At 44.9% G+C, this 14,440-nt stretch carries 9 protein-coding genes; 3 read left to right on the top strand and 6 right to left on the bottom strand.

The genetic code is table 11. The annotated features are described in order from the left end of the window. Window positions 1-39 precede the first annotated feature (39 nt). A complete protein-coding gene (gene porQ / locus ABDW33_RS30340) occupies window positions 40-1,074 on the top strand; it encodes a type IX secretion system protein PorQ (RefSeq protein ID WP_343693841.1) in 1,035 nt (344 codons plus the stop codon). On the opposite strand, the gene ABDW33_RS30335 is transcribed toward porQ, so the two are convergent. Next, window positions 1,075-1,812, bottom strand: a complete 738-nt coding sequence (locus ABDW33_RS30335; protein ID WP_343693840.1) for a pyridoxine 5'-phosphate synthase — start codon at window positions 1,810-1,812, stop codon at window positions 1,075-1,077. 82 nt (window positions 1,813-1,894) lie between these two features. Next, on the bottom strand, window positions 1,895-3,223 hold the full coding sequence (gene ahcY / locus ABDW33_RS30330) for an adenosylhomocysteinase (protein ID WP_343693839.1): 1,329 nt from the start codon (window positions 3,221-3,223) through the stop codon (window positions 1,895-1,897). A gap of 529 nt (window positions 3,224-3,752) precedes the next feature. Between ahcY and ABDW33_RS30325 the strand changes: the two genes are divergently transcribed. Next, on the top strand, window positions 3,753-9,797 hold the full coding sequence (locus ABDW33_RS30325; protein ID WP_343693838.1) for a Calx-beta domain-containing protein: 6,045 nt from the start codon (window positions 3,753-3,755) through the stop codon (window positions 9,795-9,797). 48 nt (window positions 9,798-9,845) lie between these two features. After that, window positions 9,846-10,748 carry a type IX secretion system membrane protein PorP/SprF gene (locus ABDW33_RS30320; protein ID WP_343693837.1) on the top strand — a complete coding sequence of 301 codons (903 nt, stop codon included), beginning with the start codon at window positions 9,846-9,848 and terminating at the stop codon, window positions 10,746-10,748. Window positions 10,749-11,037: 289 nt separating this feature from the next. Here the strand turns inward: ABDW33_RS30320 and ABDW33_RS30315 are convergent, their stop codons facing one another. The 4 genes from ABDW33_RS30315 to ABDW33_RS30300 all read right to left on the bottom strand — a co-directional run. Beyond that, complete coding sequence (locus tag ABDW33_RS30315) at window positions 11,038-11,532, bottom strand: GNAT family N-acetyltransferase (protein WP_343693836.1); 495 nt, start codon at window positions 11,530-11,532, stop codon at window positions 11,038-11,040. After that, entirely contained in the window at window positions 11,529-12,152 is a 624-nt protein-coding gene (locus ABDW33_RS30310; RefSeq protein ID WP_343693835.1) for a DsbA family protein, read from the bottom strand. Before ABDW33_RS30310 ends, ABDW33_RS30315 begins: the two co-directional genes overlap by 4 nt. A 6-nt stretch (window positions 12,153-12,158) precedes the next feature. Continuing rightward, window positions 12,159-13,814 (bottom strand): helix-hairpin-helix domain-containing protein, encoded by a 1,656-nt coding sequence (locus ABDW33_RS30305; protein ID WP_343693834.1) that lies wholly within the window; start codon window positions 13,812-13,814, stop codon window positions 12,159-12,161. 334 nt (window positions 13,815-14,148) lie between these two features. Beyond that, window positions 14,149-14,440, bottom strand: a 292-nt coding sequence (locus tag ABDW33_RS30300) for a hypothetical protein (protein WP_343693833.1), incomplete at its 5' end; no start/stop codon positions are given.

Raw genomic sequence — 14,440 nt, 5'->3', positions numbered from 1 at the left:
CCGGCAGAATGGCCTTATTATTTTTTTATATTTGTCGGGATGTACCGATTCATATTCCTATTCCTACTGCTTACCCAATCTTCCTTTGCCCAGGTACTGGGAGGGAAAGCCACTTTTGCATTCCTGGACCTTCCTGTATCTCCTGCGCAAACGGCCCTGGGCAGCATCAATGTTAGCCAGATGGGAAATGACCTTGCACTTTCCAGCCTCAATCCTGCCTTACTTCGTTCGGAAATGCATACGAATTTGCAACTCAACTACACCAGTTATTTTGCGGATGTATTATATGCCCAGGCGCTTTTGGGCTATCATGTAGAAAAGCTGCAGACTACCTTTGCAGGGGGCATTCAATATATAAACTATGGTTCTGTTACTCAAACCGATGCCGCCGGCACGGTACAGGGCTCCTTTAATCCCCGGGATATGGCTATTCAGGTGACGGCCTCCCGTCAGTACCTGGAGAAATGGCATTATGGTGCAACCTTACAATTTGTGCAATCCCGCTATCAGCAGTACAGTGCAGCAGGTCTTGTACTTCATTTCGGACTCACCTATGAAGATACGGCCCATCACTGGCAGGCCGGTCTCCTGGCAAAGAATATGGGCTTACAGCTCAGCACTTATACACCTGGCAATCAGGAGCCTTTGCCCTTCGATTTACAGGCAGGCATATCTAAAAAGCTCACGGGAGTGCCATTACAGTTATCGGCCACACTTCATCACATCTATCAATATGATGTGCGGTATGCCGATCCTGGATTCCAGGAAAGTAGTCTGATCACTAACGGAGACACGGTGAAAACAGGAGGACAGGCTGTAGATAAGATCTTCAGGCATTTTGTATTGGCAGCACACTGGGAAATAGGGCGTTACGTGACGTTGACTGCGGGGTACAATCACTTGCGGAGGCAGGAATTATCAGATCCTCAGTGGAGGGGCCTGAGTGGATTTTCGGCTGGAGTAGGCGTGGTGACGAGGAAGATCCAGCTCCGCTATGCGAGGGCCTGGTATCAGCGCAGTGCTGCGCTGAACCAGTTTGGAATAAATTTGCCGCTGAAGGAATGGAGTTATTAACTACTCGGCTACCTTCAGTTGTCGCTTATACAATTGAATGGTGTTTTCCAGCCCCAGGTACAGCGCATCGCATACCAAAGCGTGACCGATAGAAACTTCTTTCAGTTGCGGGATATGCAGCTTGAAGAAGCGCAGGTTATCCAGGTTCAGATCATGGCCTGCGTTGATATCTAACCCGATGGCTGTAGCAGCACGGGCGGTATTTTTATAATCGTTCAGTAGCTGGAAGTTCTGTTGTTGCGTTCTTGCATTGGTAAATTCTTCCGCATAAGGACCTGTATATAATTCAATCCTGTCGGCACCCGCTGTTTTAGCCGCTTCTACTTTTTCAGGCTCCGCATTTAGGAAGATAGACACCCTGATACCGGCTGCTTTGAAAGTGCCGATCACTTCTTTCAGGAATGACTGGTTGGCAATAGTGTCCCACCCTGTATTAGAAGTGATAGCGTGGGGAGGATCGGGTACCAGTGTTACCTGTTCTGGTTTTACAGACAATACGAGGTCAATGAACTCCCTGGAAGGATACCCTTCAATATTGAATTCTGTTGTAACTAATGGCTTCAGGTCTAATACATCCTGATAACGGATATGACGTTCATCTGGTCTGGGGTGAACGGTGATACCATCGGCACCAAAACGTTCGCAATCCTGTGCTACTTTCAAAATATCCGGGAGGTTACCGCCTCTGGCGTTGCGCAGGGTGGCAAACTTGTTAATATTTACGCTCAACTTTGTCATATAACAAAAGTAACGGTAAAGCCACTAAAAACAAAAAGGGGCTACCACTGGCAGCCCCTTTTCTTTTGCGCAAATGCGCCTGTTAATATCTGTAATAGTCAGGTTTGTATGGACCTTCGGCAGGAATGCTCAGGTATTCAGACTGAGTAGGCGTCAGTACATCCAGTTCCACACCGATTTTCTTCAGGTGCAGGCGGGCTACTTTCTCATCCAGGTGCTTAGGCAGTACATACACCTTGTTCTCATACTTGTCAGTATGTAACCACAGTTCCAGCTGAGCCAGTGTCTGGTTAGTGAAAGAGTTACTCATCACGAAAGATGGGTGACCTGTAGCACAACCCAGGTTTACGAGGCGACCTTCAGCCAGCAGGATGATGTCTTTACCGTCGATGGTATATTTATCAACCTGAGGTTTGATTTCAACTTTGGTGTTACCATAGTTCTTGTTCAGCCATGCAACGTCGATTTCGATATCGAAGTGACCGATGTTGGAAACGATACATTTGTCCTTCATCAGTTTGAAGTGTTCGCCGGTGATGATATCGCGGCAACCGGTAGTGGTTACAATGATATCAGCTTCTTTCACAGCATCAGCCATTTTCTTTACTTCGTAGCCTTCCATTGCAGCCTGCAGTGCACAGATAGGATCGATTTCAGTTACGATCACGCGTGCGCCGGCGCCTCTCAGCGACTCAGCAGAACCTTTACCTACGTCACCGAAACCAGCTACAACAGCTACTTTACCGGCAATCATTACGTCAGTAGCGCGACGGATCGCATCTACGCAGGATTCGCGGCAACCATATTTGTTATCAAATTTAGATTTGGTAACAGAGTCGTTGATATTGATAGCAGGAATAGGCAGAGTACCTTTCTGCATACGCTCGTATAAACGGTGCACACCGGTAGTTGTTTCTTCGCTCAGTCCTTTTACATGCTGGATCAGTTCAGTGTACTTGTCAAATACCATGTTAGTCAGGTCACCGCCGTCATCCAGGATCATGTTCAATGGACGGTCAGCGCCACCGAAGAACAGGGTCTGTTCAATACACCAGTCAAATTCCTGCTCGTTCAGACCTTTCCATGCGAATACAGGTACACCTGCAGCAGCAACAGCAGCAGCAGCGTGATCCTGTGTAGAAAAGATATTACATGAGCTCCAGCGTACTTCCGCACCCAGGTGTACCAGGGTTTCGATCAGAACAGCTGTCTGAATAGTCATATGTAAGCAACCAGCAATACGGGCACCTGCCAGTGGCTTGCTGTTACCATATTCTTCTCTCAGCGACATCAGACCTGGCATTTCAGCTTCCGCCAGCTCGATTTCTTTACGTCCCCATTCTGCCAGAGACATATCCTTTACTTTATAAGGAAGAGCAAAGTCAATGTTAGATTTAGCTATCGTAGACATTATTACTTGTTTTTTGCAAATCTAAATTTATTTTATGGCTAAAAACAATGCATTTGTTCTTTTTTTATTATCAAAAACAGAACAAGCGTAATTTTTTGCCGTTCGGAAAAACACACGGGAAAATACCATCACTTTCTTCATAAAATAATGGAATGTGGATAAATATGTGAATTTACAATAATCTGATTCTGAGTTTAAAAAGATAGTTATCCCCATTTATATTCAAGACATATTAACAATTAATATAAAATATTTTGTGTAAATATGGAATATTGAATATGTTTGTATTTCGATATATTAAGGTTATCTTATAGCGCAGTGTGATGTACAGTGAATGATTGAATAATAGGCCTCCCGTGAATCAGCATCGTGTCCCAATCCCTCACTTCCTACAATACTGTTGCAGGTAACATTTTCATTACCATGCCTTTTTGCATTTTTCGTGAAGGCTTTTAACCGTTTCTCTAAATGGTTAAAACATGGCTGATTAAAGTAATTAGATGGATTATAGAACTTTACACGCTTTACTATGTTCAAGCTTCCCAATTCTGTGAAATGGAATGCAACTATTACACCCCGGAAAGTGTCGCAATCACTTAAAAGGATGTTCTTTGCAATACTGTTGTTATTGATATGCAGTCAGAGCCAGGTTATCGCGCAAACCGTAAAGGCTACTATCAATCCTACCGGGGGGGCCAGTGGCTCCAAAGACCTGAAGATCGATATCTACACCGATGGTAGTATCGTTGTGACCCGTAATGGTCTCACCGAAAGCTACAACCGGGCGGATAGCTCCTTGGGTATGAAGGCCTTTTTTGATTTTAAGAACCTGTCTCATATGACGGATAGGACAACCCCCAAGGCGCCTGGTAGTTGTTACATCTCCCCGATATCAGGATCCGGTTCTTATGCCGATCCTTATAAAATTCATGTTGTAGGTACAGTCCTCGATCCATATTTCAAATATCCAACCGGCCAGACAGGTACCGTGACTTGTATTATTACCTATGTAAAGAATACAAGCTACTTTTTCCTGGACTATGTTATGCACATGCCTCAGGCAAGTACAAATGACTATACCAGTGTACTGTTTTACCTTTCTGAGCAGGTGGTGATGGGGCCTAATGCTACCGCCGATCCCGATGAAGCCAGTAAATGTGGATACGGATTTATTAATAGCGATACTACTACTATTGGTATCTACAGGGATGTTGCCTGTACTGAAACGGCAGAATCTCCACGTAGCCATGTGTACCGCATGTACAGGAAATTCAAATCTTTTGAAGCGTCTATTCCTGAGAACCGCTTTTACCTGGATGATGATGGATTATACCCTCACAATGTAGTGGCAGATGGTGTGGATGGCCGGGGTCGTTCTATGGGTATCATGCGCAGTATGCCGATATATGATAACAACTTTACCGCTACACCTGTGAATTACAGGACTTTCCGTGTATTATCAGGTTATGGTACGACCAAAACCGAGTTCGATACTGTCGCGGCATTGGTTGACTCTATCCCTGTTACAGGCTGGGGCAATGTGTCGGTGCAGTTCTCGAGTGCCACGCTTTCTACCAACGAAGGAAGTGCAGCGCAGGGGGAACATATTGATTCAAGCGTAACGCTTAAAGTGTCCGGTGGCAAACTCAATGCCCCGGTTTATGTTTTATTACAGTATGACCCTACTTATAGTTATGCACATCCTGCAGTGGCAGGTACTGACTTTACACTGCCGGAACAGGGTGTATTGATTCCCGCAGGTGATTATACTACCGCCAGGACCATTAAGATCCCGAATCTTCATATAATAGGTAACGACAAACTGGAATACAGCCGTACGCTCCGCCTCAAACTGGCGGCTACCTGTACGGATCTGATCACGATTTCCGGTACCTCACAGTGTGATTTCACCATTGTCGATGATGAGGCCCGGGGTATGACCCTCACTATGGATAGTACAGCTATCCTGGAAGGTAATAGTACCAAGGCCAGGTTGAAGATGACCTCTACATCTCCTGAAGATGTGATAGTGACCTTCTCTACCCATGCGTCTTCTACAGCAGGTGATACCGATTATGTGGTACCGGCTTCTATCACTATCCCGGCTAACAGTACTTATAGCCCTGATTTCACTATCAGTGCCAAGTCTGACAAGGTGTTGGAAAATACAGAGACCCTTGTATTACAATTTAAAGGTGCTGTATTAGGAATTAACGTTACTGGCCAGACAAGTCTTACTATTAATGATAGTACTTACTTCAACCCGGCCTATGCGCAGATCGTTTCCAGCCTGGTCAATCCGTCGTCTGTCAATCCGATGACGGAAGGGTATGAAGGGTACGTACGGTTCAAGCTGCCTGATGGGGTTAGCACAGAGGTGCCTATTACCGTCAATGTAGACCTGAACTATAGTAAATCTACCGCCAGCGATGGTACTGACTTTGACTTCTGGTATTATAATGGTCCGGTTACTATTCCAAAACTAGGTACAGGAGCAAACATTTATATCATTGCTTTTGCCGACGGTTTACTGGAAGGGCCTACTCCGGAAACCATTGTACTGGATGTTACTTCAACGGATAACGTAGGTGCAGGTCGTTCTTATCCTTATAAAGGCGACACCCTGAAAATAAAAGATGCTGACTATGATTCGTCAATGGCGCTGGTAATGACGCCTGTACCGGCTTCTATACTGGAAGGTACCACCAGCACTGTGACAGTCGCCTTACCAAATGGGCTGAAAGCAGGTGCTAATATGAACATTCCAATCGCAAGAGGTGTTTCATCCAAAGCGATCGCTTCTGATGCAACACTTTCATTGAGCACGCTTACCATTGGAAAGAATAAATCAAGTGCCACTTTCACATTAAAAGCGCTGAAAGACAGTTTACTTGAAAATGATGAATCTTATTATGTAGTGGCTTCTCCAGCCGGTTATATCAAAGATTCCTGCCTGATCACTATCAGGGATACAACAAGTTTGATTGCTGGTAATAAAGTGCTGAACCTGTCTATGACGACTCCTTCGCTCAAAGAAGGTAACAGTTCCAACCTTACCCTGGCATTTGCCAAGAGTGGTATCATGGCTGGCGATTCACTGGCAATCGTGCTCACGCCTGATGGCACTACAGTAGCCGCTCCATCCGATTATTATATCGGTAGTGGTAACACCATTTACATGCCACCAAATACAAACAGTAAGACGGTGACAAATGGTTTTAGTGCACTGGCAGATAATATCCTCGAGAATACAGAAGCTTTTACTTTCAATGCAGCTACCACGTCACTCACAGGACTGGCCATCAATTCCATTTCTGGTGCTATCCTGGATGCGACAGGTGATAATGCTGCCAACAGGGTAGTATCTATTACTCCAAGTGCAACTGAAATGAAGGAGGGCAGCGCTTATACTTATACATTCAGTTTACCTGCTGGTATCACAACCGAAGTACCGATTACTATCACACCAACGATTGTGACAGGTTCTACCGCAGATGCTTCAGACTTCACGCTGGATTCTACCACGATCACACTCGATGCCAGTCACCCAACATCGAACCTCACCGCCATCAACATCGTTCAGGATAATATCCTGGAAGGCGATGAGCAATTGATTCTGGGTGGAACTGCTGCAACAGCGCTTACAGCAGGTGTAACTGTCAGTCAGGCCCCCGCGGTAACTATCAAGGATGTGACTGAATTAGGTAGTCTTGTAATTACAACAGATCGTACAGACATTGTGGAAGGTGGTACAGGTGCTTATATTACCATCGCACTGCCTGGTAATAATGTACCGACAGCACCATTGACAATTACCCTGGGCCGTGGCACCAGTTCACAGGCCACCAGCGGATATAGTGGTTTACCACAGACGGTAACGCTCACGACGCATTCAATAACTATCCCTGTTCCGGTATCAGCACTGGCTGATAATATAATAGGGGACAATGAAACGTTGGTAGTCACGATCGATGCACCGGGTTATCCAAGTGATTCTGTGACATTGAACATGATCGATGCAACAGCGAATGATCCCGCGAATCTGAAAGTTACCTTCACACCGGAACCTGCATCGCAGGGTGATCATGTGCAGGAAGGTAATACCTATACTGTAAGAGCAAGCTTCCCTGCCGGCATCAAATTGTATACACCTGTTTCTCTGAACGTAACCGCGAGCAATCTATCCGTAGCCGGTCCGGGTGATTATGCCGGCGTACCCACTACGGTAACAATTGATACTTCGGGATATGTTGACTTTGTGATCACTGCCAAATCTGATAATATCATTGAGGGTGCTGAGTTGCTGAGAATATTAGGGAATACCCCATCAATGAGCACAGTAACGGTAGATAGCCTGGATCTGTACATTGATGATGCGCCTGCCAGTACACAGCTGCAAATGATCATCGATTCTGCCAGCATTCATAAGGGTAACACCACGAGGGTAAGGATTGGCTTTGTAAACAGCAGCATGACTTCTTCCAGCGATATCAACATCACTGTTGTTGCTGCCGAATCATCTACTGCTGATACTACTAATTACACGGGGCTTCCAAGGTTCGTAACACTGCCGAAAGACAGTAATTATGTGACCTTCTTCCTGAACATACCAAACAATTTTAAAATAGAAGGTCCTACCGTATTACAGTTTGTAGATAGTGCTACCGGTTATTCTTTTGCATCCATCGCACCACTCAATGTGCTGGATGCGGAAGGTCAGCCTATCACGCTGGAGAAAGTAGCCGATGCTGCAGAACCAGCTACCGATGGTTCCTTTAAAGTAGTAATGCCGGCAGTATCTACGACCGATGTAAGTGTTACGCTGGTGGCTACCTATCCGGGTACCAATATCAAGGATGTACAGACCACAGTTATCGTTCCTGCTGGTAGTCTTTCGGTAACAGTGCCGGTATATATCATAGACGACATTATTCTGCAGGGTAACCTGGTACTCCAGGTAAAACTGACAGGAGCCACTACCGAACAAGGCGGGGCAATAAAGAGTCTGTATGTAAGCAGTGGTACTATGTACATGAATGTGTTTGACGATGAAAGTAGTGATACCGGTCCTCAGGCGACAGCACGTTCAATGGTAATAGAACGTATCGCAGATGCTTACCAGCCATCTACAATTGGTCGGTTCCGGGTAAGATTTAATGACTCTACACTGGTAGCAACACAGGATGTAACAGCATATTATACAGTATCAGGTACGGCAGTAGCAGGTACTGATTACACAGCGTTGAGCGGTAGTGTAGTAATTCCTGCCGGTTCCAGTATGTCTACATTCGATGTCAAGCCTTCAGGACTGCTGACAGCTGGTACTGCCAAGACAGTGACATCTATGTTGACATCTGTTACTTCAAATATTCCTTTAGTAACGTGGCCGCTGAGCACCAGTGATTTCATCGCAACGGTAATAATTTATAACAATAACATCGATACACCGCAGGTAAATCTGTTTGCATCAACCAGCACAATCGTGGAAGGAGACTCTGTGAAGTTCTTTGTAAGAACTACGAAGTCAATCAACCTGGACCTGCCTATTACAGTAACAGTGACCAACGATGTTTACAGAACAGTTACCGTGCGTAATGCAGTTGCTTCCGGAACTAATTATATAGTAACGATGCCTGCAGGAGCACAGGAAACTTCCTTCACAGTAGTGGTAAATGACAATGAACTGAATGATGATGATGGATGGCTGCAGGCAAGTGTACAGGCGTACGATCCGCTGAGCAGTGGCCCTGCTTACTTTGTAGGTCTGGCAAATGAAGTAAGGAATACGGTAACAGACAATGATACCATGAGAATAGGATTCAGCCAGAACCAGTTCTCTATAGTCGTTCCATTTGATACAATAGGTGTTCCGTTGCCATTCGAACTGAAGATGAATCGTGCCAGCTCACGTATCATCACTATCTATTATGAGTTCTACGAACCAGGAAATGGGGAACTGTTGAAGGGGACGAGTGTCGCAACGGCAGGTAAAGATTACGATGGATCGGTAACACCACTGCTCATCATGCCAAACACTAATACTACATCAATTCCGGTATTGGTGAATAGTGTAGAAAAGAACAAGATGTTTGGTATGCGTTTACTCAGGGCGACAGTATCATCTACCCAGAATATACCTACGCTCGATTCACTGAGTACAGCAACGGGTCTGATTGAGATCTGCATGGATTGTGATGTGGATGGTGATGGTGTACCTGACTATGTTGAGCGTTTCATTACTGATGGCAGATGGAAGGACAACAACAACGGTAACCTGCGGGTACATCCTGCAATGTCTCCGAACGGCGATGGATTGGGTAATGACGCTATGTACATTGAAAATATTGACGCTTATCCTGATAACGAAGTAACAGTATTCAACCGTTGGGGTGGTACTGTGTTCACAACGAAAGGCTATAATAACAAGACGAACAATTTCAACGGTAAGGCGAATACAGGCAGTGCAAAAAATCAGGATGTTCCGGATGGCTCTTATTTCTTCATTATCCATGCAACAGATGTTTCAGGTAAGAAGATCAAATACACCGGATTCCTTGTCATAAAGAGATCATAAGAAAACCAGGCATGGGGGCATTTGCCTCTGTGCCTGTAATCCGTACATATGAAGAAAGTAATAATTTCCCTGTTTGTCCTTCTTGCATGCTATTTGCCTTCAAAGGCTCAACAGGATCCTATCTATTCCCAGTATATGTTCAATGGTCTGGCCATCAATCCTGCCTATGCAAGTTTGGATGAGTCAGCCCGGTTAACTGTAGACGGTCGTAATCAATGGGTGGGGGTAAATGGAGCACCTAAAACGGCTACATTTTCTTTTTATTCGCCAATAAATGAAAAAGGGACTACGCTGGGGCTTTCTGCGATGAGGGAAAGTATTACAGTAGATACCCGTACAGATCTGAACCTGTTTGCCTCACAGAAGGTACACCTCAATGAGGAGTTGCAGCTGGCTATGGGACTGATTGTGGGTATGTCGCAGTATAAGGAGAATAACAGTTCACTGACAACTACGGATCCTACCTTTGCCAGCAACCTGAGTTATATGAAGACAAATGTTGGCTTCGGATTTGCACTGTTTACAGAGCGGTTTTATTTGGGGTTAGGTGCACCAATGTTCAAAAGCTTTGATATTGGAAAAAGTGTGAACAGGATTGTAACCAGGCCACATTATTATATGCAGGCGGCCTATGTATTTGATATTAATGATGACCTGAAATTCAAGCCTACTTTATTATTAAGAGATGTGAAAGGATCAGGTTTGAGTTATGATTTCAATGCCAGTGTTCTCTTAAAGGAATTAGTCTGGCTGGGCGCATCCTGGAGATCGGAGAAGACTGTGACAGGTATGGTTGGCGTGAGGATTTCTCCACAATTTGAAATGGGCTATTCGTATGATACACCTACAAATTCGAATTTAAAAGGAGCCCAGTCAGTATCACATGAACTAATGCTTAGCTACCGGTTTGGCTGGAGTAGCGATCATGAGATATTACCCCGACTTTTTTAGTCTATTAACCGAAAATACCCTACGGGGTCATCAGTTCCCGCACCAAAAGTGCGGGACTTTCTTTTTTCTATCTATTTGATTTTTAATAGATAATAGAAACCTGGAAAAAAAATCAAAAAATAAATCTCTGGTAAAATCCGTGTTTAAACATTTACCGTATGTATCTTCATAGCGGTGAAAATTCAGCATCACTTTTAGCTGAAACACCCAAAGATTTTAATTAGAAAAGTTGTGTCTTTTAATGGTTAACTTGGGAAACAGCCTGGTATTTTTACCAGGCTGGATTTTTTTATAGCACTTTCCTCATCACGAAGTCGTTCATCCAGTATCCATTGCCGATATCGATATCTTTTTCTTCGTATACTTCAAAACCAATTTTCTCGTAGAAATAGCGGGCTTTGTTGTACCTGTTTACATTTAGTTCCAGTAGGGTTGCACCGGTTGCTTTCACTTGATCCATGACGACGCTGATCAGGAATTTTCCCGCGCCTTTTCCCTGGTAGTCAGGATGCAGGTATATTTTGTTCAGTTTGTACACACCTGCTTCTTCTTTAGGACTGTAACCGGCAAAGCCAATCGCTCTTTCACCATCCCGGATGAGGAGAAAGGTATGATTGGATACAAGCTGTTTGGTCAATTCTTCCGTGCTATACATCGTGGCTATCATGTAGTCCAGTTGCGCCTGGGTCAGGATAGACAGGTAGGTTGCCGGCCAGATTTGATGGGTCAGTTCCTGTATGACAGGAATGTCCTGCGTGGTAGCATGAGTGATCTGATACATCATTTATTTTTTATCTCCTCAATCGCCTGCAGCAGTCGTGCTTTAGGAGTGAAGCCACGGGCTATCAGGTATAACTGTTCGTCTTTTTCGAGAATAGCGGCCGGAAAGCCAGTGATACCCCATTGCTGCACGATATTAAATTCCTGGTGAGTGGCATATTTATTATCATCTTCCTTCATGTTGTTCAGGAATGCCTGCACGGGAATATTATACTTCTCCAGAATGGGGATATAGGTATCAATATCATTGAGGCTTTTGCCTTCAAAGTTGAGAGCTACCTGCATATCATGGGCAAAGTTGACCGCATTTTCTGGTTGATAATGCTTGAATACAGTCAGTGCGATACTTGGTTTTTCGGAGTCCATGATATCGTCGGAGCGCAGGTATTCATTCAGAAATGGTTCACCAAACATAATGCCGGTGGCGCTTTCCACCTGTTTGTGTGCTTCTTTGATGTAGTTGTACATGGCAGAGGCAGGGCGGCGATTCGCAGTCAGTAACATACCACCAGATAAGATCTCTACAGATATCTCTCCTTTAAATTCTTCCTGGATCTCCTGGATCACGGGCGTAAAGCCATAACACCATCCACAGATGGGATCATAGATATAGATCAGTTTCATTTTTCGTTATTTTTTCCTGTTGAGGAGGTAGTTTTCTAAAGCTGTTTTTGAATAGCTACTCAGGTTGCCATCGGCAGTCAGGCCTCCTTTGCGGGCGGCGAGTGTACCGTAGTAGACATCTTTGTAACCTTCTATGCTGTGGGCATCGGGATCTATGGAGAGCAATACGCCTTTTTCACGTGCATAAGGTATCCATTCCCAGTCAATGTCAAGACGGCGTGGGTGAGCATTGAGTTCTATCACAACACGATGTTCGGCACAGGCATCAATGATGCGGCGGTGATCTACAGGATAACCGTTACGGCTTAGCAAAAGCCGGCCAGTCATATGGCCTAAGATAGTTGTATATGGATTTTCAATCGCTTTCAGCAGTCTGCTCATAGCTTTCTCTTCACTCATCTTCAGATTGGAATGAACAGAAGCGATAACGAGGTCAAATGATGCCAGTATTTCATCTGGATAGTCGAGATTACCATCGTTGAGAATGTCTGCTTCGATACTCTTAAAAATGCGGAAAGGCGCGAGTTGTTGATTGAGTGCATCGATCTGTGCATGCTGTTCAGCAATGCGCTCAATACTGAGTCCGTTAGCATAAAATGCCGAACGTGAGTGATCGCTGATTACCAGGTATTCAAAGCCCTGCGCCCTGGCAGCGAGTGCCATTTCTTCCAGGGAATACTGACCATCGCTCCATGTACTGTGCGAGTGAATGATGCCTTTGATATCCTGTGGTGTGATCAGTTCAGGGAGCTGTTGTACCTGCAGCATACTGCCATCATTGCGAAGGCAGGGTGGGAGATAGGGCAGGTTCGCCTGGGTGAAGATCTGTTCTTCTGTAGCTCCAGGAGTGATGCCGGCTGCACCACCTGCAGCAAAGAAGCTTTCGATAAAAGCTGGCGTGGCGGTGGTAAGGAAGAGTGATTTGCCAAAGTCGTCGATGGCGGAAGGGTAGACCCTCACTTTTACTTTTTGCGCATGCTGAAACAGCAGCGAGTGGGGTGTTTCTTCGATGAGCGTAAGTGTATTTAATGTCTCCTGGATTAATTCGGGAGAGGCATCAATCACCATTTCGATTTCATCGATGATGATTTCCTGTCTTCTTATTTGTCCGGTAAGGGATGCGGAAGCAGGGGCGAAGCGTGTTTGTATGTCTTTTTCCAGTTCATTGGCGAGGGCTTCTACCTCAGCGAAGAGGTAGCGGTCTCGGTTACTGAAATAGAATTCTATGCTTTGTTTGACGCTGTCCTGTGTTTTCTGGCCAAAGCCTTTCAGGAGCATGAGGCGGTTTTCGTTGCAGGCGTAGAGAAGTTCTCCGAGGGATTCGACTTCCAGGTCTTTCCAGATGGAAGCGATCTTTTTAGGTCCAAGGCCTTTGATTTTCATCATTTCAAGGATGCCGGCAGGTGTCTTTTGGATATAAGTATCCAGCAGGCTCCATTGTTCTGTTTGCAGCATTTCCTGGATGCTTTTGCTGATAGATTCTCCAAATCCTTTGATCCTGGCAATTTCTTCAATAGGCATATCCTGCAGAGATGTAGGAAGCTTTTCTACGGTAAAAGCTGCGTTGGCGAAGGATTTGGCTTTGAAGCTATTTTCGCCGTGGATGTCCATTAGCTTGGACAGCAATGAGAAGTTGTCTGCGATAGTGCTGTTATCCGGCATAATTTGATTTGAACTGCGAATTTCGGTTTTTTAAAGAGGAATTATTGCCTTTTTTAAACGCTTTTGTCATTGGAAATCATCCCTTTCAGAATTATCTCCTGACAGAGCGTGTAGTATATTCCCGGATTTTTTCAGCGCTCATAAAAATAGTGAAGTGCTTGCTGGAAATAAGCTTCTTTTTACCACGAACCGGATCATAGCCCTTCCATTATCACGACAAGCATCACATTTGTGCAGGCCGGGACAGGCTCTTTGGCGATTCCGACCTTATATAAAACATGAAAGGTTCTGGTTATTCACCAGAACCTTTATTTCACAGTGTGTAAAATCGTAATTATGCTTCAGTTGAAGGAGCATCAGTCTGTGGTACCACTGGAGCAACCACTTTCTTCTTAGCAGCAGCCTTCTTCTTAGGAGCAGCTTTTGCAGTTGCTTTCTTAGCAGCAGCCTTTTTAGGAGCAGCTTTCTTAGCAGCAGCTTTTTTAGGAGCGGCTTTCTTAGCAGCAGCTTTTTTAGGAGCAGCTTTCTTAGCAGCAGCCTTTTTAGGAGCAGCTTTCTTAGCGGTTGCTTTTTTAGCAGCAGCTTTTTTAGGAGCAGCTTTCTTAGCGGTTGCTTTTTTAGCAGCA

Source organism: Chitinophaga sp. (assembly GCF_039596155.1).
Lineage (GTDB): Bacteria > Bacteroidota > Bacteroidia > Chitinophagales > Chitinophagaceae > Chitinophaga.
This window is presented reverse-complemented; position numbering and strand designations above follow the sequence as displayed.